Below are 21,328 nucleotides of genomic sequence, written 5' to 3'. Positions count from 1 at the left end.
ATTTTGAACCTCGACACATCGACCGTACACCCTGGTTCGAATTTGAACAACAGGAGTACGCTTCCTCCCATGGCCTCCATGAACGACCCGCGCTGGCTGGACCACGACGAGATGGCCGCCTGGCGGGGCTTCGTCACCGCGAGCAACCTCCTGAACCGCCGGCTGGAACGCCAGCTCAAGGAGGACTCGGGCCTCTCGCACACCCAGTACGAGATCCTGGTCCACCTCTCCGCCGCCCCGGCCGGCTCGCTGCGGATGACGGAACTGGCGGACAAGCTGGTCACCTCCAAGAGCGGACTGACCTACCAGGTCACCCAGCTGGAGCGGATGGGCCTGGTCGGCCGCCGCTCCTGCCCGAGCGACGTGCGCGGGGTCTTCGCCGAACTCACCGAGCAGGGCCGCGACATGCTGCGCCAGGCGGCGCCCGGCCACGTCGCCCTGGTCCGCGAGCTGCTGATCGACGTGCTCTCCCGCGAGCAGCTCACCGTCCTGGCCGAGGGCCTCGGCGAGGTCAGTGCCCGGCTGCGCCTCGACGACGGGGCGTAGCGGGGGCACCGGCGGCCGCGGCCCGGTCCAGCAGCAGCTCGCGCTCCCGCGCGTTCCGGGCCAGTGCCGCCGCCCGTTCGAACTCCGTCCGGGCCTCCGCCGTCCGCCCGAGCCGTGCCAGCAGGTCGCCGCGCACGCTCGGCAGCAGGTGGTACGTCCGCAGGGCCGGCTCCGCCGCCAGCGCGTCCACCAACTCCAGGGCGGCCGCCGGTCCCTCGGCCATCGAGACGGCCACCGCCCGGTTCAGCTCCACCACCGGGGACGGCGTCAGCGCCGCCAGCCGCGCGTACAGCGTGGCGATCATCGCCCAGTCGGTGTCCTGGTAGCGCACCGCCCGGGCATGGCAGGCGGCGATCGCGGCCTGCAACGAGTACGGGCCGGTGCCGGCCAGCCGCAGTGCCGCGAAGCCGCGCCGGATCAGCAGCCGGTCCCAGCGGGCCCGGTTCTGGTCGGCCAGCAGCACCGGCTGCCCGTCGGGCCCGGTGCGGGCGGCCGTCCGGGAGGCCTGGAACTCCAGCAGGGCGGCCAGGCCGTGCACCTCGGGCTCCCGCGGGGCCAGCCCGGCGAGCACCCGGGCCAGCCGCAGCGCGTCCTCACAGAGCGCCGGCCGGAGCAGGTCGTCGCCGGCCGTGGCCGCGTAGCCCTCGTTGAAGATCAGGTAGACGACCTCCAGGACGGAGGAGAGCCGGGCCGACCGGTCCTCGCCGTAGGGCACCTCGAAGGGCACCCGCGCCGTGGCGAGCGTCCGCTTGGCCCGGACGATCCGCTGGGCGACGGCCGGCTCGGTGGTGAGGAACGCCCGGGCGATCTCCTGGGTGGTGAGCCCGCCCAGCAGCCGCAGGGTGAGCGCGATCCGCGCCTTCGCCGACAGCACGGGGTGACAGGCGGTGAAGATCAGCCGCAGCAGGTCGTCGTCGATGTCGTCCGGTTCGGCCGGCTCCGGCGGCGGCACGTCCTCCAGGGTCCGGCCGACCTCGGCGAGCTTGCGCGCGTAGGTCTCCTTGCGGCGGACCAGGTCGATCGCGCGGTGTTTGGCGGTGGTCATCAGCCAGGCGCCCGGCCGGTCCGGGACGCCCTGCCCGGGCCACTGCTCCAGCGCCGCGACCAGCGCGTCCTGGGCGAGTTCCTCGGCGATGCCGACGTCCCGCACGATGCGGGTGACGCCGGCGATGATCCGCGCGGACTCGATCCTGAACACGGCCTCGACCGCCGCGGTCGCGTTGCTCTCCGTCACGGCCACCCATCAGAGCAGCCGTACGGGATCGGGGCAAACGCGGCCGGGGCGGCCGGGCGGGTGTCGGGGATCGGAGCTCCGGTGAACAGAGCCCCGGGTATCAGGCCTCCGGCGGGGTGGCGTTCCCGTCGATCTGGCGCAGCTCGGCGCCGACCGTCCAGCTCACCGGGTGGATCTCCAGGAACCGCTTGGTCCACTCCACGGCCTCGGCCCGGTCCTTGCACTGCATGATGGCGTAGCCGCCGACGACCTCCTTGGTCTCGGTGAACGGCCCGTCGACGAGGCTCAGCTGCCCGCCCTCCCAGGTGATCCGGGTGCCCTCGGCGGTCGGCAGCAGCCCGGCGGTGTCCAGCATCACCCCGGCCTTGGTGATCTCCTCGAACAGGGCTCCCATCCGCTGCTCGAACTCCGGGCCCGCCGACTGCATGTCCGGGGCGTCCTGCTCGTTGATACGGATGAGCGACATAAAGCGCGGCATGGTGACTCCTCGGTCGGGAGAACGGGGCTGTTCCCCGCCTCTCACCCCTGCGTCGAACGGGGAGCGGCCGTTTCGACAGCCGCCCCGGAATTCTTTCGGGAGATTCCGGGGGCGGCCACCGCAGCGGGCGCCGGCCCGGTCCCGGCGGGGTGCACCGGCCCGGCGGGGTGCACCTCGCGGCTCAGCGGGCCGGGGTGCAGAGCAGGGCGGTGCGCAGGTCGAGGCGGTCCTGGAGGCGGGCGAGGTTGCGGCCGGTCAGCTCCTCGATGCGGCGGATCCGGTAGTGGACGGTGTTGACGTGGATGTGCAGCGACTCGGCGGTGCGGGACCAGGACCCGTCGTGGTCCAGGAAGACCGCGAGGGTGCCCAGCAGCGAGACGCCGTTCTCCCGGTCGTGGGCGGTGAGCGGCGCCAGCAGCCGGGCGTGGAACGCGGCGGTGACCTCCGGCGGGATGCCGCGCAGCAGGCCGGCCAGCGAGTCCAGCTCCGCGGTGCTGGCGACCGGCCCGGCCGAGCCGTCCAGCAGGTAGCGGGCCTGCACCAGTGCCGCTCGCAGCGGTTCGGCGGCGGGCGGCGCGGCCGGGCCGACCCCGATCCGCAGGGTCCGGCGCCCGGTGAGGCGGGTCTGGAGTGCGGGCCGGGCCTTGCGCAGCCGTTCGGCGACCGCCTCGGTGGGTGCCGCGACCAGTGCGGCCGCCCGCCCGGCCGGGTCCGTCCCGGCGGTGTACGGGGCGGCCAGCGGGTCCAGTGCCTCGGCGAGGGCGTGCGCCGCCCACCCGGCCGGGGTGTCGTCGCCCCGCACCCCGCCGGCGGGGCCGTGGTCGATCCGCGCGGCCACCGCGACCAGGGCCTGGGCGCCGGTGCCGGTCTGCGGGCCGGGGCCCGTCGGAGGGCCGACCGGCGCCAGCCCGCAGGCGGCGAGCGGTTCCGCGAGGTCGGCGGGCCCGTCCCCGGCCAGGGCGGCGAGCAACTGCCCGCCCGCCCGCCGCCGGGTGGCCGCCTCGGCGTGGGCCCGGGCCGCCAGCGGGGCGAGCAGCTCGGCCAGCCCCTGGAGCAGCGGCTCGGCCGACGCCTCGCGCAGGTGCGGGCGCAGCCGCCACCCGTCGAACGGCGAACCGTCCTGCGGGCCGACCGCCAGTCCGCCGTCGCCCCGGCCGGCGGCGGGCGGCACCGGCACGGCGGTGGTGGCGACCTGCCGCCCGCCGACCGTGACGAGGGAGCAGTCCGGCACGCCGAGCCGGCCCACCGCGTGCGCCAGCACCTCCCCGGGCGCGGTGCCCGCGTGCATCAGTTCGGCGAGTTCGCGCCGGACGGTGTCCGGTATCGCGGCCGCGTCCTGTGCGCCGGCCCGGAGGTCCCCCCAGAGCCGCAGGTAGACGCGGTCGGTGACGGCACGGAAGCTGACCCCGGCGGGGACGGCCAGCAGTGGGATGCCGTGCGTGCGGCAGGCGTCCACCAGGCTGTCCGGGACGCTGCCGTGGGTGCCCTCGCCGGCCAGCAGCGCGGCGACGCCCGCGCTGCGCAGCGCGGTGGCGAAGCGCAGCGCGCCCGACCCGTCGGCGGGCTGCCACCAGACCAGGCCGGTCAGGACCAGTTCGCCGGGCTGGAGGTAGCGGGCCGGGTCCTGAAGGTCGGTGGAGCTGATCCCGGCGACCTGGCGGGCGAGCAGCTCGGGTGTGCCCCAGGCCAACCGGATGGCCAGGTCGTCCAGGTCCAGCAGGTCTCCGACGATCATCTCTCGCTCCTCGTGCAGTGCGCGGTCGGCAGCTCGCACCCGGCAGATGGCTCGCACCTGCAAGGTTGGACCGTGCACCGGCATCGTAAATGCAAGCCAGAAGGCCGGTAATCCCTCTTGGTGGATCCTCCAGCGCGGACCCCTGCGGATGGTGCTCGGAACCAGTCGTCCGCCCCATTGCCGCGCTGGTTCAATCGGTGCGGGGCGCGCCGCAGTGTCTCCTCCGGCGCGCCCCTCGGCGCGGAGCCCCCGTCGCGTACGGCGACGGGGCCCGGCCCCCGGGTCTCGCCCCCCCCGGGGGCTCCCGGGCCGCCTCCGGGGTCGTCACGCAGGCGGCGGATGCCATCTGAAAGTGTGCCATTCCATCGCAGATGCGACTGAATTCTTGCTTTCACGGCCGCATCTGCGAGTGCGGTGATGTCCGCGCGGGTACGTTTCCTCCCGGGGCGCACCGGAGTGCACCGGCGCGGCCCGGGAGGAGCGTGAGCCATGGGAGGGTCCGCGAAGGTCCGGCTGCACGGTCACCTGGACCGGCCCGTCGAACTGACCGTCGAGGAACTGCGGGCCCTGCCCGCGCACCGTGTCCGGGTGCGCTTCGACTGCCTCTCCGAGGGCGAGCAGCGGCACGGCTACGAGGGCCCCGCCCTCTGGGACGTGCTGCGTGCCGCCGGCCCCCGGATCGATTTCACCGGCCGCAAGCAACGGCTGCGCTTCCTGCTCTCGGTCAGCGGCGCCGACGGCCACCGCGCGGTCGTCTCCTGGGCCGAGATCGACCCCGAGTTCGGCGGCCGGCGGATGCTGCTCGCCACCAGCATGGACGGCACCCCGCTGGACGAGACGGGGCCGCAGCTGGTCGTCCCGGACGACCACTGCGGCGCCCGTTACGTCAGTGGCGTCACGGCCGTCTGGCTCGGCCCGCTGGACGAGCCGACGGGCTGAGCCGACGGGTTGAGCCGGGGGACCGGGTCGCCGGACTGAGCCGGGGGCGCTGGGCCGTTCGGACCCGGTCCGGGGTCGGGGCCGGGGGTGGGGCCGGCGGGTGTCGCCGGCCCGTTCGCGGCCTCAGGCGGTGGCGAGCGAGACCTCGGTCGACTTGATCAGCGCGACGACCGTCGAGCCGGCCGCCAGGCCCAGGTCGGCGGCCGCGTCGGCGGTGATCGCGGCGGTCAGCTCGCCGTCCGCGACCTCGACCTTCACTCCGGCCATCGCCCCGCCGGTGGCCACCTCGGCCACCGTGCCCGGGATCTGGTTGCGGATGCTCAGCCCGGCGACCGGTCCGGTGGCCAGTGACACCTCGGTCGACTTGACCAGGGCCCGGACGGTGCTGCCGGCGCTGAGGCCGAGGTCCTTGACGGCGTCCACGGTGACCGCCGCGGTGAGTTCCTGCCCCGAGGTGAGCCGGACCTTCACGGTGGCCATGACCTCGCCGGTGGTGACGGCGGTGACGGTGCCGGGCAGCTGGTTGCGGATGCTCAGGCTCATGAGGGGTGCCTCGTACTTTCGATCAGGGAAATGAGGGTTTCCGATCGTGCCGCCACCCACCCTAGCGGCAGGAAAACCGCAGGTCAGGAATGGTCTGATGCCCCGTCGCAGCTGCCAGGGCGAGTGGCCCGACGGGCTCGCATCCGCCCTGCAGACAGTTCATCCCTTGCTGAATTCAGCCATCACTGTACTGTTGAGGGCATGGAACCGATCGCCGCGAACCCCCGCAACCCGCACCTGCCCGCCGAGGCGCAGGAGGCGGCCATGGAACGGGTCGGCAAGGCCCTCGCCGACACCAGCCGGCGCCGGATCCTGCTCGCCCTGCTCGCCGCCCCGCACTACCCGGCCGACCTCGCCGAGGAGCTGGGCCTGACCAGGGCCAACGTTTCCAACCACCTCGCCTGCCTGCGCGACTGCGGCCTGGTGCGGACCGTCCCCGAGGGCCGCCGCACCCGCTACCACCTGGCCGACGACCGCCTCGCCCACGCCCTGCGGGACCTGCTCGCCGCCGTCCTGCCGCACGACCCCGCCCGAGAGGAGCACTGACATGGGTGCGCACCACGGCCCCGCCCCCTCTGCCGCCGCCCCGGCCACCGTCAGCGGCGCCTACCGCCGCCGGATGCTGCTCACCATCGCCGTCACCGCCGCCGTGCTGGTCCTGCAGGTCATCGGCGGGCTGCTCTCCGGCAGCCTCGCCCTGCTCGCCGACTCCGGGCACATGCTCACCGACCTCTCCGGCGTCACGCTCGCCCTGCTCGCCGTCCAGATCGCCCAGCGCTCGCCCACCCTGCGCCGCACCTTCGGCCACTACCGGCTGGAGATCCTGGCCGCCCTCGCCAACGCCGTCCTGCTGATCGGCGTCTTCGCCTGGGTCGCCTACGGCGCCGTCCGCCGGTTCGGCGAGCCCGTCGAGGTCCAGGGCGGCCTGATGCTGACCGTCGCGCTCATCGGCCTCGCCGCCAACCTGGTCGGCGTCGTGCTGCTGCGCGGCGGCAAGGAGCACAGCCTCAACCTGCGCGGCGCCTACCTGGAGGTGCTCGGCGACGCCCTCGGCTCGGTCGCCGCCATCGCGGCCGCCGTCGCCATCCAGCTCACCGGCTGGCAGTACGCCGACCCGATCGCCTCGCTGCTCATCGGCGTGATGATCCTGCCGCGCGCCTACCTGCTGGGCCGCGACGCCCTGCGCGTCCTGCTGGAGGCCACTCCCGAGGGTGTCGACCTCGCCGAACTCCGCACCCACCTGCTGGCCGAGGACGGCGTCCGCGAGGTCCACGACCTGCACGCCTGGACGATCACCTCCGGCATGCCCGTCCTGAGCGCCCACGTGGTCGCCGACGACACCCCGGCCGCCGACCTCCTCACCCGCCTGCGCCGCTGCGTCGCCGACCACTTCGGCATCGCCCACGCGACGCTCCAGGTGGAGCCGGGCGGGCGCCGGGTGTGCGGGGAGGCGGCGCACGCCTGAGGTGCAGCAGGGGCCGCCCGCCCCGGCGTCCCTCACGCCGGGGCGGGCGGCGGTGTGTCGGGGGTGGTGTGGTCGTCCTGCCGGGAGATCCCGCCGCGCCGTGCGATGGCGAGGTTGTCGCGCACGGTCAGGGTGTGGGGGTGGTCGGGGCCGAGGACGCGTTCGCTGTCCGCGACGACCTGTTCGTTGATGGTGATGGCGTCGTCGGTGCGTCCGGCTTGCAGGTAGGAGCTGGCGAGGTTGGCGCGGGCGTTGAGGGTGTCGGGGTGGTCGGGGCCGAGGATGCGTTCGCTGTCCGCGACGACCTGTTCGTTGATGGTGATGGCGTCGTCGGTGCGTCCGACCTGCCAATAGCAGGCTGCGAGGTTGGCGCGGGTGGTGAGGGTGTGGGGGTGGTCGGGGGCGAGGGTGCGTTCGCGGGCGGCGACGACCTGTTCGTTGATGGTGATGGCGTCGTCGGTGCGTCCGACCTGCCAGTAGCAGGCTGCGAGGTTGGCGCGGGTGGTGAGGGTGTGGGGGTGGTCGGGGGCGAGGGTGCGTTCGCGGGCGGCGACGACCTGCTCGTTGATGGTGATGGCGTCGTCGGTACGTCCGGCCTCGGCATAGGAGCTGGCGAGGTTGGCGCGGGCGCTCAGAGAGCTGCGGTGCAGGGGACCGAGGACGGCCTCGGCCCGGGCAGCGGTGCGGTGCCAGTGGTCGACGGCGGCAGTGTGTAGGCCGGCATCCAGGAGGCTTGTGCCTGTTCGGGCGATGAGCCCGTGCCCACCACCTGAGGTCCACAGCCGGTCGTCCGCGAGATGGACCACCGCCTCCCCGCCCGTGCGCAGGGCCGCGGTCAGCTCCCGGGCGGTGTGGTCGTGTTCGGGCCACAGGGCGAGGAGCGCGTCGGCGGCGGTGAGGTACGGCCGCCGGTCCTCCGGTGTGGTGTCGTACGCCGCCCGGGCCGTGAGGGCGTGGATGGTGACGGCGCGTGGGCCGCTGCCCGGGCCGGCGTCGGTCAGCAGGTTGAAGTTGTGCAGGACGGCGAGCGCGGCGAGGGCGTCCTCCGGGCTGACGGCCGGGGCTGCGGTCCGGCGTCTCCGCAGCCGTGACCACCACCCGCCGGGTTCGGCCCCGGCCCGCTGCTCACCGAGGTACCGGGTGACGGCGGCCGTCGTCCAGAACTCTCGCGGGTGCCCGGCCGGGTCGAGGAGGGCGGCGAGGCGCATCGCGGGGACGGCGAGGCCGACCGGCTCCGTCTGCTGGGCGGCGTCGAGGGCGAGGAGCAGGGCGGCGGCGACCGGGCGGCCGTAGTGCTCGGTGTCGGCGTCCCGGGGGAGCAGGGCGTCGAGGGTGCGGTCGCGCTGGTTGAAGAGGTCCAGGTATTCGCCGGTGGTGCAACGCCTGTTGAGCACGTAGGCGGCGGCGTGCCCGAGGGCCAGCGGCAGATGGCCGAGTGCGTCGGCGAGTTCGGCGGCGCGGTCGTCCAGGAGGGCCGGGGCGAGGCGCTCGCGCAGGTAGGCGGCGGACTCGTCGGGCGTGTAGCGGTCGACGTCGACGAGGGTGCGCCCGCCCGCGCCGCCGGCGGCGGTGCGGAGCCGGGTGGTGGCCAGGACGCGGCCCGTGCCGTGCCGGGAGGCGGCCGGCCACAGGGCGGCGTCGGTGAAGTCGGTGACGTTGTCGAGGACGACGAGCCAGCTGCGGTCGGTCGTGGTGAGCCAGGTGAGGAAGCAGGCCGCGTTCTGCTCGGTCGCGGTCGGGGCACCGCTCACGCCCGGGGCGCCGACGGCGGCGGCCGCGCGGGCGTAGAGGGTGGTCACGGTCGCGGGTTCGGTGGCGTCGGCCCAGAGCACCACCTCCGTGCCGTCCGCCACGGCTTCGCGGGCGTAGAAGGCGGCCAGCTGGCTCTTGCCGACCCCGCCGCCGCCGGAGAGCAACTGGGTGAGGCCGGAGGTGCGTTGGGTCAGCACGACGGTGTCGCCCACGCTCCGGGCCCGGTCGATGGCGGCGCGGATGGCGGTGCGCGGCTGGAAGGCGCTCGCCGGTGGCGGGATCACACCGAACACCGCCTGGGCGGGTCGGGCGGGCGGAGTCTCCACCGGGAGCACGCCATTGACGGTGTGCGCCATGATCACAAGGCCGTTGACGACGCCGCCGCTCATCGAGTTGTTCACCGCGGCGGCCGGTGGGGCGGGATGGTGGTGGTGCACGCCGCCGAAGTACTGGTCGCGCCCGGCCTGGTTCACCCGGCTTGAGCCGGAGGCGGTGGCCTGCTGTTCGACGCCGCCGGGGTCGGGGTCCTCCTTGTTCACTGGTGCTGGTCACCGCCCGCCTGCACGATCCGGGCGTCCCCGCTCGCGGTGGCGTGCTGCCGGACGGTGGTGGGCGGGGCACCGCCGGTGCCCGACGGGCCGCCGGCGCCCGGCGCGGAGCGGTTGCCCCCAACCTGCTCGACCTGCGCCCGGTCGGTGGCCGCCGCCTGCTGGTCCACCGTCCGCGCGGGCGCTGGAGGAGGGCTCGGCGTCGTCTGGCTCGCCCACCACCCCAGCGCGGCCAGGACTCCGGCCGCGCCGACCGCCGCCAGCGCGCTCAGGACGCCCCACCCGGCGTCCCCGTCCGGCAGCCACCCGAAGTCGGCGAGCCGCCCGACCCCCAACAGCGCCCCGAAGGCGACCACCGACCCGAGTACCGCGACCGTCCACCGTGTTGCGGCCGATGACATCCGCCCACCCCCTCGCCCCGGCCGTCGCCGGTTCGGCGACGGCGATGCACGGACTCTAGCGACTTCCGCCGTCAACTCCACGGCGGGAGAGCGGCCTTGGTGCCGTTCTGTTGCCCGGCCGGGGTGCGGTCGGGTGATTGCCGTGCGGTAGCCGGCGAGAGGAGGGGGCGGTCCGTCAACTGTGAACCACGGCGGGGAAAGAACGGCGGGGAAAGAGGCGTACCCACTCCTTTCCACTCTCAACATATAGCGCAGGAGGGGCCTTGCGGCAAGGCCCCGGTGATGCCGCAGAATCTCCGCTCGAAGCTCGAATGTGCGGGATTGAAACGGGAGTACTGAATGCGTGTGGTGCTGTCTGCTTACGATTCGCGCGGTGGCGTCGAGCCGCTGGTCGGACTCGCGGTGCGGCTGCGGGAATCCGGCGCGGAGGTGCGGGTGTGCGCGCCGCCGGACGAGGAGTTCGCGAAGCGGCTGGCGGCGGTCGGTGTGGAGCTGGTGCCGACCGGGCAGTCGGTGCGCGACCTGGTGACCGGTAAGACGCCGCCGACGCCGGGAGGCGTGCCCCGACGCGCGGCCGAGCTGGTCGCCGCGTTCTATGCCAACGTCACCGCCGTGGCCGAGGGGTGTGAGGTGCTGGTGGCGACCGGCCTGGTGCCGGCCGCGGCCGGGGTGCGGGCGGCCGCCGAGAAGCTGGGTATCCGGTACGTGTACGCGAGTTACCAGCCGGTCACCCTGCCGTCGCCGCACCACCCGCCGCTTCCCCGGCCGGGCCGGCCGCTCCGTGCGGACGTGGCCGACAACGCGCTGCTGTGGGAGCAGGACGCCCTGGACGCGCAGGAGGTGTTCGGCGAGGCGGTCAACTCCCACCGGGCGTCGATCGGCCTGCCGCCGGTGGACAACGTCCGCGACCACGTCTTCACCGAGCTGCCGTGGCTGGCCGCCGACCCGACCCTGGCCCCGTGGGAGGAGCCGGCGGGTCTGGCCGTGGTGCAGACCGGCGCGTGGGTCCTGCCGGACGAACGCCCGCTCCCCGCCGACCTGGAGGAGTTTCTGGACACCGGTACGCCACCGGTGTACGTGGGCTTCGGCAGTGTTCCGATGCGGGATCCGGAGGGCGCCGCCCGGGTGGTCGTCGAGGCGATCCGCGCGCAGGGCCGCCGCGCGGTCCTCTCCCGGGGCTGGGCCGACCTGGCGCTGATCGACGACCGCGACGACTGCTTCGTCGTCGGCGAGGTCAACCACCAGGCGCTGTTCCGTCGGGTGGCCGCCGTCGTGCACCACGGTGGCGCGGGCACGACCACGACGGCCACCTGGGCCGGCGCGCCCCAGGTGGTGGTCCCTCAGGGGGCGGACCAGCCGTACTTCGCGGGCCGGGTGGCCGACTTGGGGATCGGCGCGGCGCACGACGGTCCGACGCCGACCGCCGAGTCCCTGGCGGCCGCGCTCAAGGTGGCGCTGCTGCCCGGGACCCGCGAGCGGGCGGCCGCCGTGGCCGGCGCGTTCCGTGCCGACGGAGCGGCGGTGGCCGCGAAGCTGCTGCTCGACGACGCCGGGCGATGACGGGTCGACGCGGCGTCAAGTCGGCGTGGCCGCCGGCCGACCGTGCGCCCGCGAGGGTCTGGCGGGGCGCGTCCGTTGATCGCTCTCCTGACGGCCTCGGAGCTCTCCCAGGTGGTCAGCGCGGCCCCGCCGGGCTCACGAGGAGCCCCAGGGCGGAGAACTCGGCGGTCAGGAACTCGGCCTCGGCCGGTGTGATCCGCAGGCCCCGGCCCAGCAGGTCGCTCAGCATCGCGGCGGTCTCGGCGACCGTCCCACCGTAGGTCCGCCGGAGGATGCGAAGGACGTGGACCCGGGCAGGCTGCTCGGCGGCAAGGGTGAGAACGACACCGCCGGTGGTCTGCAGGACGGCATCCCGGAGCCAGTCCGGGCCGATCCCGTCGAAGCCCTGGTCCGAGCATGCGTGACAGATCCGGGTGTCCCGCCAGGAGAACCTTCCGTCCCGGAGGAACTGCGCCGGCACGCTCCTGGAGGGGCGTCCGCAGGTCCAGCAATGCCCCGGGGCGACCCTACTCATGCTCGGCACGTACTCGGAGTGGCCGTACGGACTTCAGGCGCGGGTTCACGTTCACGAGGGCATTCTGGCGAAGGGTCCAGGTGAGCCGCCATTCGTTTGTGCCGTGAAGGCCCGCCGTGCCGCTACCCCGCCGCGTCGCTACCCCGCCGTCGCCCCGACCTGGGTGACGAGGGTGCGCCAGTCCACCCGCCTCGGTTCGGCCGGTGCGTCGACGGCAGTGCGCGTGGCGGCTTCGGTGCGGCAACTCCCGCACCGCCGCTCGCCGTCCACCGGGCGGAAGGCCCGGTCGCAGCCGTCGCACGGGACGGGTGCCGCCACCGTGCCCGGATCGATCCGGGCGGGCAGCTTGCCCTCCAGGCGCCACCGCAGCAGTGCGGCAGGGGACTTGACCTGCTCGGGCAGGCCGCTGGTCAGCGCGGTACGCAGGGCGGCCGAACTCACGCCCCTGGCCAGCCACTCGGCGGCCAGCGGCGCCAGCCGCCGTACCTCGCGGGCCCCCAGGGTCAGTCGGTGGTCGGCCCGCCGGAGTTCCAGCAGGACCTGCTCGGCCTCGGTGAACTCCGCTGCACCGGAGGCATCTTCGGGTGTCGGCGGGGGAGGGAGGGGGGAGGTGTTCACCCTGGGTGTCACCCCCGGGAGGGCGGTGCCGAGTGCCCGGACGGTCGACGGGCCGCGAGTGCGTTTCCCGGCATCCGGCGGGCCGCCGTCCCCCGCCCGACTCGTGTGCTCGAAATGCTCGTCGAACAGCCGCTCCGCCTCCGCCGTGTCCAGCGGTACGTTGGAGACCAGGGATTCGGTCCGCACCTGCCCGGCCGTCCCGCGTCGTCGGGTGGTGTGGAGCAGTCCGGCGCGGGTGAGTTGGCGGCGGGCGCGGTCGGTGGTGATGCGGCCGCCGGAGAGTCCGGCGGCCAGAGCGGTCACCGTCGTGGCGCGGGCTTTCGCGGGGCCCAGCGCCAGGGCTCGCACAAGCAGTCGAAAGGCGGAGTCCGACAACTCGTCGTCCCACACCAGGGAGTTGGCAATCTGGGTGAAGTCGCGCGACGGCGCGATAGCATGCAGGAGCATCGTCAGTGGGGCCTTTACCACTCGGCGGATGAAGAGCCCGGCCGCGTGCGTCAACACGTTGCCGGGCTCGCCCCATTCTTCGGGGACGATCCGCTTCTGGCGGTCACGGTACACCCAAATGACGGCCGGTCAGCACGCTCCGAAATGAAATGATTACCCGTTGTAGTGATGATCCAGACTCTTGGCGGGCCGCAGCTCGGGCGGCAGCGGCTGCGCCTCCGAGAGCTTCACCGCCACACCGCGCGCGAGGTCGAACACCGTCACCGGGTCCCCCTGGTCCGCCCAGACCGGAGCCCCGCACCAGCGGCCGATCAGCCGGAACTGCTCCAGCGCCTCCGCGTGCAGCTCGGCCTTGCCGCAGTAGTACGCGAGCAGGTGCCGCAGCGCCGGCAGCCGCTCGTCGTCGGCCGGGACCGCGGCCAGCGCCGTGGCCACCGCCTTCAGCCGCTCCTTGGCCTTCTCCCCGGCCAGCGTGGCGTCGAGCGTCTTGCGCTTCTCCAGCTCGGACAGCGCGTGCAGGTAGATCCCCGGCAGCGGGCTCCCGGCCGGCGCGTGGTCCATCGCCCGCTCGGCGAACGCCAGCATCTTCTTGTCGGAGCCGAACCACTTGGCGCACCAGTACTGCATGCCCTGCCAGTGCGCCTCGTAGTGGTGCGGCGCGCGCTCGGCCAGGCCGGTCCAGAGCGGCTCGAACTGCTCCGGTGAGTACTGCGCGCCGCGCGCCGTCGTCACCATGACCACCCACGGAGCCGGATCCGCCGGCGCCAGCAGGGTGGCCCGGCGGGCCGCCTCGATCGCGGCGGGCAGCAGCTCGCGGAACGTCGCCATGTCCTCGGCCGGCACATCGTGCGCGTACTTGGACCCCCGGATCGCCCAGGCGCGGTGCACCATCTGTTTGGCCTCCAGGGTGGCCGCGTCGCAGCTGTTCGGGTCCGCGGCGCGCCAGGCCGTCAGCCAGGCGTCGCCCTCGTTGGCGATGCTCGCCAGCAGCTCCAGTCGCGACCAGCGCTCCTCCCAGTCCTGGCCGGCCGCCTCGACATGGGCGGCGGCGGGACGCCAGTCCCCGCCCCAGGCGGCGTCGGCTATCGCCTGCGACCGCTGACGCCGCTCGTCGGAGACCGGCGGCCCGGAGCGGCGCGGGTCGAGCCGCTCGCGGGGGACCAGACCGAAGGCGGCCGGGTCGAACTGGGTCTTGGCCCACTCCGCCGACTTGGTGGCGCGGGACTTCTTCACCGCGAAGTAGACGAGGACGGCCACGAGAACGATCAGGAAATGTGTCACGGCGGCGAATCATCCCTGGTGGGAGGGGGTGTGTGCAATGCGGAAAATGCTCGCCGAACGCCCTTTTCCGTGCAAACATGCCCTCTATGGGGACGATCCTGCACGGCACCCACGTCACGCTCCGCCCCGCGACGGCGGAGGACATCCCGGCGCTCGCGGCCATCCGTGCCACGCCCGAGGTCTACGCCCGCTGGCGCGGCGGGGAGGACCTCGCCGAAGCCGTCGCCACCGAGCTCAAGGAGCCGGACACCGAGACCCTGGTGGTCCTGGTCGACGGTCAGGTGGCCGGCGCCATCCAGTGGTACGCCAACAACGACGACGAGTACCGGCACGCGGGCATGGACATCTACCTCGATCCCGTCCGCCACGGCCGGGGTCTGGGTACCGACGCCGTCCGCACCCTGGCCCGGCACCTCGTCGCCGACCACCACTACCACCGTCTGATCATCGACCCGGCGGCGGACAACGCGGCGGCGATCCGCTGTTACGCCAAGGTCGGCTTCCGCCCGGTGGGCACCATGCGCCAGTACGAGCGCGGCCCCGACGGCACCTGGCACGACAACCTGCTGATGGACCTGCTGGCGGACGAACTCGGTTAGCCGGGACCGGGGCCGGGTGACGGGTGCGTACAACCGTTCGCATCATTCGTACGTCATCCCATCAGAACGTCATCCCGTCACTTCTCACAGCCGGAGCCGCGATCGTGCGCACCTCCCGTCTGGCGGCCACCGCCGCCCTGTTCGTGCTCACCGCGGGCGCGATGGTCTCAGGGGCCACCGGTGCCTTCGCCGACGACGCCCTGCCGAGCCCCTCGGCGACGGTGCCGACACCTGCCGCCACCACGTCGTCCGCCGTACTGACGGACGCCCCGTCGGCCGAGCCGACGGGCACCCCGTCCGCCGGCGCCACCCCCTCGGCCACCGACACGCCGTCGGCCACCACTACGCCGTCTCCCACCGGAAGCCCGACGGGCACCCCGACGGCCACGCCGACCCTGCCCCAGGGCTGCATGTACGTCCGCGAGGAGGCCATGCCGGTCCACGGCGTCACCCTCGACACCGACGGATCCACCCGGGACATGGCCGTCTCCTTCTACAACAGCAGCTCGACGACGCTCACCGACTTCCGGATCACCGCCGTGATCAAGAGCGCGACGGGGGCCGTCCCGCCGCAGACCGGGGTGAAGTTCCAGGGCGACGCCGTCTGGGCGCCGGTCACGGTGGATCCCGCCACCGGGTCGGTGTCCCTCGGGTCGCACCGGATCCCCTCGCACGAGATGTTCACCGTGGTGCTCCGGATCTCCGCCGGTGCCGCCAAGGCCGAGGGCTACACCCTCACCGTCTCGGGCGGCTCCGAGGTGCTCCCGTACGGGGTCGGCCCCACCAATGTGAAGTACACCTGCAACCGGCTGACCGGATCGTCCACCAGTCGCGTCACCTTCCGCGACGAGCCGACCGCCACGCCCACCGCCACGCCGTCGACGAGCACCTCGCCCACCGCGAGCGCCTCCCCGACCGCCTCGGCGTCGCCGTCGCCGTCCGCGACCTCCACCGGTGGTGTCGTCCCGGCCGGCACCACCGGCAGCGGCACCACGACCGCCGCCGGCGGCCACCTCGCCGCGACGGGTAGCGGCTCCGGCACCGTGCCGCTCGCGGTCACCGGCGCCGCCGCCGTCGCCCTCGGTGGCGCGGCCGTCCTCGTCGCCCGCCGCCGGAAGAACGCCCGCGGCTGACCCGCCGGTCCCCATGCTCCGTCCCGTCCGCGCACCCGCGCGGGCGGGACGTCGTCGTCGCGGACCCGCGCCGGGCGCGACGTGGCGGGACACCCGTGCGCCCGACCCCTCGGGGGCCGGGCGCACGGGTGCGCGGACGGGCGGCGCCGCCCTACCGACCCTCCCGCTCGGCCGCTTCGGCGAGGCGCTTGACGGTCGCCAGGCGTCGGTCCCAGTCGGTCGCGAGGGCGGCCATCCAGCGGGCCGTCGCGTCGAGTGCCGCGGGGCGGACCGCGTACCGCACTTCGCGGCCGACCCGGGTGGCGGTGACCAGTCCGGCGCCGTCCAGGACGGCGAGGTGCTTGACCACCGCCTGCCGCGAGACGGGCAGCCGTTCGGCGAGCGCGGTCGCGGTGGCCTCGCCCCGCTCGGCCAGCAGGTCCAGCAGGTGACGGCGGGTCGGGTCGGCGAGGGCGGCGAGGACGTGGTCGGCCGGCTCGGCGCCGCCGCGGACCCCGCCGGTCATGCGGACGGCTGCTCGGCGCGCTTGCGGAACGCGTCGAGCACCTGCGGCCACCCGCCGGTGTTGTCCTCGACCGCCTTGTCGCGCAGCTGCTCGGATCCGGCCAGGGCCGCGAATCCGCTCTCGACGACGCGCAGCCGCGTCCCGTCGCCCTCCGGGGTCAGGGTGAACTCCACCAGGGTGCTGTTGTCCTCGCGCAGCTCCTCGCCGGGGAAGGCGCTGGCCCAGCGGTAGGCCAGGTAGGTCGGCGGCTCGACCTTCTCGACCCGCACCGGGAAGTCGCCGTACTCGGGGTTCTTCGCCACCGTGGACTCGCCTTCCCGGGCCACGGTGCCGGCCAGGCTCGCCTCCTCGGCCACCCAGAAGCCGGGCTGGGCCACCAGGGTCCAGACCCGCTCCGGGGATGCCGCGATCAGGGTCTCGCGCTCGATCCGGTCCTCGCTCATGAGGGGCTCCTTCGTCGCTGCCAGTGTGTGCAACTCCAGAGTTGCACGTGGGTCGGCGAGGTGCAACCGGAAAGTTGCGCCCGGGAGTGGTCCGCTGTCGCTCGGAGTCGTCGGGGGCCCACGCCGCGGCAGCGAGGAGTGGGCTCTCCCTCATCGCTCGGGCGGGGGAGCCACCACCATCGGCCACGCCTCCTCGGCGGCGAGCAGGTCGTCGAGCGTCTCCTCGGGGCCTGCCGCGAACACCACGGCCCCGGGCGCCGCCCGCGCGTACAGCTCCGGGTCCACCGGGGCCTCGGCGCGGAGCACCAGCACGGCCTCCGGGTCGACGGGCGAGCGGCCGGCGAACGCCGCGGCGTCCGCGCCGGCCTGCCCCAGCACGACGGGGTAGACGGCGATGCCGACCACCAGGCGGCCGGCGTCCAGCGCGCGCTCGGCCCAACCGTCGGTCCGCACCAGGTACAACACGCCGTCGCCCTCGTAGCAGTGGTCCCCGAGCCGGGCGACGGCGCGCTCGGCCGGCGGGCCGTCCGGGTCGACCACGAGCGTCACGACGGGCACGTCCGGCTCGTCGGGGTCGATGCCGGGACGGAGCAGGAGCCTGGCCACGGACGACCTCCGGTGACGGGGCGGGCGGGCCACCAGTAGAGCACGGCCGCCCGCGCGGACCGCTCCGGGCCGGCCCGCTGCCGCCGCCGGCCTCAGGCGGGGCTGCCGGCGCGGTCGTGCAGTGCCTCCGCCATGGCTGACGCGCCGTCGGTGACGAACCCGCGGATCGACGCCAGGTACGCGGCACGGTCGACCCGCCCGTCACCGTCGGTGTCCAGCGCGTCGAACGCCTTCGCGGCGTTGTCCGCGGAGTTGCCCAGGGCAGCTCGGAGCCGGGTGAACTCCGCACGCCCCAGGGCCCCGTCCGCGTCCGCGTCGGCGAGGTCGAACAGCGACCCCAGCGCCTGCCGGCACACCTCGTCGAAGGCACCGGCCCCCGCCCACGCCGCGTACTCCTCGAAGGTGACCCTGTCGTCGCCGTCCGCGTCCATCGACGCGAACACGCGCTCGTGGGCCGAGCGCGCGGCGCGGACCAGCGGGTCGCCCGCGTCCCGGCCGAGTGCGGCGGCCGCCCGTTCGGGGCGGGTGAGGTACTCCTGCCGGGAGACGACGCCGTCGCCGTCCGCGTCCAGCATGGTGAAGATGTGCCGCTTGGCAGTGATGGTGTCCATGAACCTGCCCTTCGTGAGGCCGGAGCGGGTGATCCGCTCCACCCGCGCCCCGTTCAACGCCGCACCCCGCGCCGGGTCACTGCCGGTCGGGCGCCGCAGCCCGGCGGAGCCGGCGTCGGCCCAGGTCGTGCCAGGTGCGGGTGTCGCGCCGCGGGGGATAACCGGAGGCGCCCCGCGCGGTCGGCCCCTAAGGTGGCGCGGTGATCCTTTCTCATGACGAGGCCGGAAGCGGCCCAGTGGTGGTCCTGGTGCACTCCACGGTCTGTGACCGGCGGATGTGGGACGGGCAGGTGCCCGCCCTGGTCGGGGCCGGCCTCCGGGTGGTCCGCTGCGACCTCCGGGGCTTCGGCGGGACGCCCGTGCCGGACCGCCCGTACGACAACGCCCAGGACGTCCTGGACCTCCTGGACCACCTCGGCGTGGAGCGGGCGGCGCTGGTCGGGGCATCCGGCGGGGGCCGGGTCGCGCTGGCGGTGGCGGCCCGGTGGCCGCGGCGGGTGACGGCGCTCGCGCTGCTGTGCACGGCGCTGGCGGGGCAGCGGCCGAGCGCCGCGCTCCGGGCGTTCGGCGACCGCGAGGACGCGCTGATCGAGGCCGGGGACATCGCCGGAGCGACCGAACTCAACGTGGCGGCCTGGCTGGGCCCCGACGCGGACGACGCGGCCCGGGCGCGGGTGCGGCAGATGCAGCGGCACGCCTTCGAGGTCCAGCTGGCGGCCGTGGAGGAGTTCGGGCAGATCGCGGTCGACACCGACCCGTCCGCCGTCACGGCGCCCACCCTGCTCGTCACCGGCGCGCACGACTTCCCGGACTTCACCCGGATCGCCGACCACCTCGCCGACCGCATCGCCGGTGCCCGCCGCCTCGACCTCCCCTGGGCGGGCCACCTGCCCGCCCTGGAGCGGCCGGCGGAGCTCAACGCGCTGCTGCTCGACTTCCTGGGCGCCGAGCCGCTCGACGGCCCGCGGCCGAAGGTCGCCTGACGGCCTGACGGCCTGACCGGCGAGGCAGGGCGGTGCCGACGACGTTCGCCGGACGGTGGGCGCCGTCGGCGTTCGCTACGCGGCCGTCCCCGGGCAGCCGCAGGAGCGGCGGATCACCATGCGGGCGGGGAAGGTGCGGGCGCCCGCCGGGACGGGCTCCTCGTTCGCCTTGGCGGTCAGCACGAGGTCCACGGCGGCCCGGGCCATCTCGTCCTGCGCGGTGGCGACGGTGGTGAGCGGCGGCCCGGCGATGACGGCCTCCGCGATGTCGTCGAACGCGGCCACCGCGAGGTCCTCCGGCACCCGGATGCCCAGGTCGTCGGCGGCCCGCAGCAGGCCGATCGCCTGGTCGTCGGTGGCGCAGAACACCGCCGACGGCCGGTCGGGCCGGGCCAGCAGCGCGAGGGCCTCGGCGTGCGCCCGGACGCGGTCGAACGGCGCGGGTGTCAGCCGGCCCTCGGTGGGCAGGCCGGCCTCGGCCAGGGCGGCCGCCCAGCCGGCGGTCCGGGAGGTCACCGGGTCGGTCGGGCTGAGTGCGAACGTCCCGCCGAAGCAGTGCACTTCGGCGTGCCCGTGGCCCAGCAGGTGCCGGACCACCTCGCGCGCCCCGCCGTCGTCGTCGGCGACGACGGCCACCCCGCTCTCGGTCTCCGCCCGGTGGTGCAGCAGCACGACGGGGGTGCCGTCGGTGGCCTCGAAGCCGGCCACGCCGGGCACGGACGGGTCCTGGGTCACCAGGATCAGCCCGTCCACCTGCATCCCGAGGAAGGCCCGGATGTAGTGCGCCTCCCGCTCGTCGGCGTAGTCGGAGTTGCCGATCAGCAGCAGCCGGCCGCGCTCGGCCGCCGCCTGCTCGACCATGTGCGCGAGCCCGGCGAAGAACGGCTGCCGGGCGTCCGGCACGACCATGCCGATCAGGTTGGTCCGCCGCCGGGCCATCGCCTGGGCGACCCGGTTCGGCCGGTAGCCCAGCTCCTCGACCGCCGCCAGGACGCGGGCCCGGGTGGCCGCCGCCACCGGCCGCGGCCCGTCGTTGATCACATAGCTGACAACCGCCGTCGACGTCCCCGCCGCCCGCGCCACGTCGTCCCGCGTCACCCTCACCATGCACGCGAGCCTACACACCGCCTCTGACCAGGCCCGAAAGTGCCGGACGGCCGGTGTGTGGGTGCGCCGTCGGACGCGGCGCCGGGCGGTGGCCGGCGCCGGTCGCGAGGTCTCGGCCGAGCCGCTCGGCGACCGTCGCCGTGCCCTGGCCCCCGGCGGTGCGCAGGGCCTCCGGGGCGAGCCGCTCGGGGGCGGTCGGCCGCGCGGGCACTGGTGGCGCGGGCGCTGGTGGCGCTGCTCCCGGACCGGCTCCCGAGGACCACCGGCGGGATCGTGCACGCCGACGCCGGGGTGCGCGCCGTCGGCGCCCCGCGCCCGTCCCCGCCCCCGTGCGCCCGTCCCCACCCCTGTGCGCCCGCCTCCGCGCCGGGGGCCCCGGCCTCAGTAGGTGTGATCGGCCGTCACGTCCGCCGAGAGGTTGAGCGCGCGCTCCGCCGCCTCCCCGCGCAGGGCCAGCAACGTCAGCGTCAGCGCGTCGACCACGGCCAGGTGGGCGATCCGGCTGGCGGTGGTTTCGAGGCCGAAGACGAGGTCCTGCCCGCCGGCGACCAAGGTGTGGGTGGCGACCTCGCTCAGCGGCGAGCGGGCGTAGCTGGTGAGCGCGACGACGCTCGCGCCGGCGTCGCGGGCGCGGCGGGCGGTGTCGACCACGGTCGGGGTCGCGCCGGTGTGGCTGACGGCCAGGCAGGCGCCGGTGGGCGGGAGCCCGGCGGCCGCCAGCTGCGCGGTGAGCGGGTCGGCGGGGGAGTCGACCGGGATGCCGAGGGCGCGCAGCCGGTAGGCGGCGTCCAGGACGACCGCGCCGGAGAGGCCCGCGCCGGCCAGGACGACCCGGTCGGCCGCGTTCAGCACCTCGGCCGCCGCCCGCAGGCCCTGCGCGGGCAGGGTGGTGGCGATCCCGTCGAGTGCCTCCCGGGCGGCGCGCACGGTGTCGGTCAGCGCGCGGGCCGCCGGGTCCGCCGCCGCGGAGAGGTCCGGCGAGGGGGCCGGCGCCTGGCGGACCGCCGCGATCTTCAACTCCTGGTAGCCCTTGAAGCCGAGCCGCTGGCACGCCCGCACCACGGAGGAGGACGCGGTGCCGGCCAGCGCGGCGACATCGCTCACGCTCAGCTGCACCAGGTCGGCCCCCCGGTCGAGGACCACCTGCGCGACCCGCGCCTCGGAGCCGCGCAGCTCGCCGAGGCGGGCGCGGATGTGCGCGGCCAGCTGTGATTCCAGTGGCGAGAAATCGGAATGCTCTTCCATGGATCCAGTGTACCGTGGAATTCTGTTCCAGTCCG

23 protein-coding genes are annotated in these 21,328 nt (G+C 74.8%); 8 read left to right on the top strand and 15 right to left on the bottom strand.

The annotated features are described in order from the left end of the window. Positions 1-78 precede the first annotated feature (78 nt). Positions 79-546: a MarR family winged helix-turn-helix transcriptional regulator gene (locus ACIQTO_RS04960; RefSeq protein ID WP_402384219.1), complete on the top strand. Its 468-nt coding sequence runs from the start codon at positions 79-81 to the stop codon at positions 544-546. Here ACIQTO_RS04960 and ACIQTO_RS04955 read toward each other — a convergent pair. The 3 genes from ACIQTO_RS04955 to ACIQTO_RS04945 form a co-directional block, all read right to left on the bottom strand. Then, a complete protein-coding gene (locus ACIQTO_RS04955; RefSeq protein WP_402382976.1) occupies positions 512-1,786 on the bottom strand; it encodes an RNA polymerase sigma factor in 1,275 nt (424 codons plus the stop codon). The genes ACIQTO_RS04960 and ACIQTO_RS04955 overlap by 35 nt on opposite strands. A gap of 94 nt (positions 1,787-1,880) precedes the next feature. Beyond that, on the bottom strand, positions 1,881-2,258 hold the full coding sequence (locus ACIQTO_RS04950; protein WP_402382975.1) for a YciI family protein: 378 nt from the start codon (positions 2,256-2,258) through the stop codon (positions 1,881-1,883). A 181-nt stretch (positions 2,259-2,439) separates the two neighbouring features. Further along, the gene (locus tag ACIQTO_RS04945) at positions 2,440-3,993 is read right to left on the bottom strand and encodes a PucR family transcriptional regulator (protein ID WP_402382972.1); all 1,554 of its coding nucleotides are present in this window, start codon (positions 3,991-3,993) and stop codon (positions 2,440-2,442) included. 489 nt (positions 3,994-4,482) lie between these two features. On the opposite strand from ACIQTO_RS04945, the gene ACIQTO_RS04940 reads away from it, so the two are divergent. After that, entirely contained in the window at positions 4,483-4,932 is a 450-nt protein-coding gene (locus ACIQTO_RS04940) for a molybdopterin-dependent oxidoreductase (RefSeq protein WP_402382969.1), read from the top strand. A 123-nt stretch (positions 4,933-5,055) separates the two neighbouring features. Here ACIQTO_RS04940 and ACIQTO_RS04935 read toward each other — a convergent pair whose 3' ends face one another. Then, complete coding sequence (locus ACIQTO_RS04935; protein WP_402382966.1) at positions 5,056-5,475, bottom strand: TOBE domain-containing protein; 420 nt, start codon at positions 5,473-5,475, stop codon at positions 5,056-5,058. Positions 5,476-5,739: 264 nt separating this feature from the next. On the opposite strand from ACIQTO_RS04935, the gene ACIQTO_RS04930 reads away from it, so the two are divergent. After that, on the top strand, positions 5,740-6,021 hold the full coding sequence (locus ACIQTO_RS04930) for an ArsR/SmtB family transcription factor (RefSeq protein ID WP_402384217.1): 282 nt from the start codon (positions 5,740-5,742) through the stop codon (positions 6,019-6,021). A 1-nt stretch (position 6,022) separates the two neighbouring features. Beyond that, positions 6,023-6,940, top strand: a complete 918-nt coding sequence (locus ACIQTO_RS04925) for a cation diffusion facilitator family transporter (RefSeq protein WP_402382963.1) — start codon at positions 6,023-6,025, stop codon at positions 6,938-6,940. Positions 6,941-6,972: 32 nt separating this feature from the next. On the opposite strand, the gene ACIQTO_RS04920 is transcribed toward ACIQTO_RS04925, so the two are convergent. Then, a complete protein-coding gene (locus ACIQTO_RS04920; protein ID WP_402382960.1) occupies positions 6,973-9,231 on the bottom strand; it encodes a tetratricopeptide repeat protein in 2,259 nt (752 codons plus the stop codon). Further along, positions 9,228-9,641 carry a hypothetical protein gene (locus ACIQTO_RS04915; protein ID WP_402382957.1) on the bottom strand — a complete coding sequence of 138 codons (414 nt, stop codon included), beginning with the start codon at positions 9,639-9,641 and terminating at the stop codon, positions 9,228-9,230. Before ACIQTO_RS04915 ends, ACIQTO_RS04920 begins: the two co-directional genes overlap by 4 nt. Positions 9,642-9,980: 339 nt before the next feature. On the opposite strand from ACIQTO_RS04915, the gene ACIQTO_RS04910 reads away from it, so the two are divergent. Then, positions 9,981-11,201 carry a glycosyltransferase gene (locus ACIQTO_RS04910; protein ID WP_402382954.1) on the top strand — a complete coding sequence of 407 codons (1,221 nt, stop codon included), beginning with the start codon at positions 9,981-9,983 and terminating at the stop codon, positions 11,199-11,201. Between the two features lie 115 nt (positions 11,202-11,316). Here ACIQTO_RS04910 and ACIQTO_RS04905 read toward each other — a convergent pair whose 3' ends face one another. The 3 genes from ACIQTO_RS04905 to ACIQTO_RS04895 all read right to left on the bottom strand — a co-directional run bounded on the left by ACIQTO_RS04905 (position 11,317) and on the right by ACIQTO_RS04895 (position 14,061). After that, positions 11,317-11,661: a hypothetical protein gene (locus ACIQTO_RS04905; protein ID WP_402382951.1), complete on the bottom strand. Its 345-nt coding sequence runs from the start codon at positions 11,659-11,661 to the stop codon at positions 11,317-11,319. A 192-nt stretch (positions 11,662-11,853) separates the two neighbouring features. Next, positions 11,854-12,780 carry a hypothetical protein gene (locus ACIQTO_RS04900; protein WP_402382948.1) on the bottom strand — a complete coding sequence of 309 codons (927 nt, stop codon included), beginning with the start codon at positions 12,778-12,780 and terminating at the stop codon, positions 11,854-11,856. A 153-nt stretch (positions 12,781-12,933) separates the two neighbouring features. Beyond that, a complete protein-coding gene (locus tag ACIQTO_RS04895) occupies positions 12,934-14,061 on the bottom strand; it encodes a hypothetical protein (protein WP_402382946.1) in 1,128 nt (375 codons plus the stop codon). 86 nt (positions 14,062-14,147) lie between these two features. On the opposite strand from ACIQTO_RS04895, the gene ACIQTO_RS04890 reads away from it, so the two are divergent. Next, a complete protein-coding gene (locus ACIQTO_RS04890; RefSeq protein WP_402382943.1) occupies positions 14,148-14,660 on the top strand; it encodes a GNAT family N-acetyltransferase in 513 nt (170 codons plus the stop codon). A 104-nt stretch (positions 14,661-14,764) separates the two neighbouring features. Then, positions 14,765-15,793: an LPXTG cell wall anchor domain-containing protein gene (locus tag ACIQTO_RS04885; RefSeq protein ID WP_402382940.1), complete on the top strand. Its 1,029-nt coding sequence runs from the start codon at positions 14,765-14,767 to the stop codon at positions 15,791-15,793. 151 nt (positions 15,794-15,944) lie between these two features. Here the strand turns inward: ACIQTO_RS04885 and ACIQTO_RS04880 are convergent, their stop codons facing one another. From ACIQTO_RS04880 to ACIQTO_RS04865, 4 genes are all read right to left on the bottom strand, one after another. Continuing rightward, positions 15,945-16,298, bottom strand: a complete 354-nt coding sequence (locus ACIQTO_RS04880; RefSeq protein WP_402382937.1) for an ArsR/SmtB family transcription factor — start codon at positions 16,296-16,298, stop codon at positions 15,945-15,947. After that, positions 16,295-16,741, bottom strand: coding sequence for an SRPBCC domain-containing protein (locus ACIQTO_RS04875; protein ID WP_402382934.1), 447 nt, complete (start codon positions 16,739-16,741; stop codon positions 16,295-16,297). The genes ACIQTO_RS04880 and ACIQTO_RS04875 overlap by 4 nt, the downstream gene beginning before the upstream one ends. 150 nt (positions 16,742-16,891) lie before the next feature. Further along, positions 16,892-17,347, bottom strand: coding sequence for a hypothetical protein (locus ACIQTO_RS04870; protein WP_402382931.1), 456 nt, complete (start codon positions 17,345-17,347; stop codon positions 16,892-16,894). Positions 17,348-17,439: 92 nt separating this feature from the next. Next, positions 17,440-17,958, bottom strand: coding sequence for an EF-hand domain-containing protein (locus ACIQTO_RS04865; RefSeq protein ID WP_402382928.1), 519 nt, complete (start codon positions 17,956-17,958; stop codon positions 17,440-17,442). A 200-nt stretch (positions 17,959-18,158) separates the two neighbouring features. On the opposite strand from ACIQTO_RS04865, the gene ACIQTO_RS04860 reads away from it, so the two are divergent. Next, positions 18,159-18,941, top strand: coding sequence for an alpha/beta fold hydrolase (locus ACIQTO_RS04860; RefSeq protein WP_402382925.1), 783 nt, complete (start codon positions 18,159-18,161; stop codon positions 18,939-18,941). A gap of 75 nt (positions 18,942-19,016) precedes the next feature. On the opposite strand, the gene ACIQTO_RS04855 is transcribed toward ACIQTO_RS04860, so the two are convergent. Further along, positions 19,017-20,048 carry a LacI family DNA-binding transcriptional regulator gene (locus tag ACIQTO_RS04855; RefSeq protein WP_402382923.1) on the bottom strand — a complete coding sequence of 344 codons (1,032 nt, stop codon included), beginning with the start codon at positions 20,046-20,048 and terminating at the stop codon, positions 19,017-19,019. Between the two features lie 381 nt (positions 20,049-20,429). After that, positions 20,430-21,293, bottom strand: a complete 864-nt coding sequence (locus ACIQTO_RS04850) for a MurR/RpiR family transcriptional regulator (RefSeq protein WP_402382920.1) — start codon at positions 21,291-21,293, stop codon at positions 20,430-20,432. Positions 21,294-21,328: the final 35 nt, after the last annotated feature.

It is taken from the genome of Kitasatospora sp. NPDC091207 (assembly GCF_044768625.1).
In the GTDB taxonomy this organism is placed as follows: domain Bacteria; phylum Actinomycetota; class Actinomycetes; order Streptomycetales; family Streptomycetaceae; genus Kitasatospora.
The sequence above is the reverse complement of the archived record's forward strand: the minus strand, read 5'-3'. Positions and strand labels throughout refer to the sequence as shown.

Coding starts and splice junctions, on each gene's coding strand:
- ACIQTO_RS04930 (WP_402384217.1), top strand. CDS start 5,740: ATGGAACGGGTCGGCAAGGCCCTCGCCGACACCAGCCGGCGCCGGATC.
- ACIQTO_RS04900 (WP_402382948.1), bottom strand. CDS start 12,780: ATGCTCCTGCATGCTATCGCGCCGTCGCGCGACTTCACCCAGATTGCC.
- ACIQTO_RS04950 (WP_402382975.1), bottom strand. CDS start 2,258: ATGCCGCGCTTTATGTCGCTCATCCGTATCAACGAGCAGGACGCCCCG.
- ACIQTO_RS04935 (WP_402382966.1), bottom strand. CDS start 5,475: ATGAGCCTGAGCATCCGCAACCAGCTGCCCGGCACCGTCACCGCCGTC.
- ACIQTO_RS04850 (WP_402382920.1), bottom strand. CDS start 21,293: ATGGAAGAGCATTCCGATTTCTCGCCACTGGAATCACAGCTGGCCGCG.
- ACIQTO_RS04880 (WP_402382937.1), bottom strand. CDS start 16,298: ATGACCGGCGGGGTCCGCGGCGGCGCCGAGCCGGCCGACCACGTCCTC.
- ACIQTO_RS04960 (WP_402384219.1), top strand. CDS start 79: ATGAACGACCCGCGCTGGCTGGACCACGACGAGATGGCCGCCTGGCGG.
- ACIQTO_RS04925 (WP_402382963.1), top strand. CDS start 6,023: ATGGGTGCGCACCACGGCCCCGCCCCCTCTGCCGCCGCCCCGGCCACC.
- ACIQTO_RS04855 (WP_402382923.1), bottom strand. CDS start 20,048: ATGGTGAGGGTGACGCGGGACGACGTGGCGCGGGCGGCGGGGACGTCG.
- ACIQTO_RS04910 (WP_402382954.1), top strand. CDS start 9,981: ATGCGTGTGGTGCTGTCTGCTTACGATTCGCGCGGTGGCGTCGAGCCG.
- ACIQTO_RS04890 (WP_402382943.1), top strand. CDS start 14,148: ATGGGGACGATCCTGCACGGCACCCACGTCACGCTCCGCCCCGCGACG.
- ACIQTO_RS04945 (WP_402382972.1), bottom strand. CDS start 3,993: ATGATCGTCGGAGACCTGCTGGACCTGGACGACCTGGCCATCCGGTTG.
- ACIQTO_RS04915 (WP_402382957.1), bottom strand. CDS start 9,641: ATGTCATCGGCCGCAACACGGTGGACGGTCGCGGTACTCGGGTCGGTG.
- ACIQTO_RS04875 (WP_402382934.1), bottom strand. CDS start 16,741: ATGAGCGAGGACCGGATCGAGCGCGAGACCCTGATCGCGGCATCCCCG.
- ACIQTO_RS04940 (WP_402382969.1), top strand. CDS start 4,483: ATGGGAGGGTCCGCGAAGGTCCGGCTGCACGGTCACCTGGACCGGCCC.
- ACIQTO_RS04865 (WP_402382928.1), bottom strand. CDS start 17,958: ATGGACACCATCACTGCCAAGCGGCACATCTTCACCATGCTGGACGCG.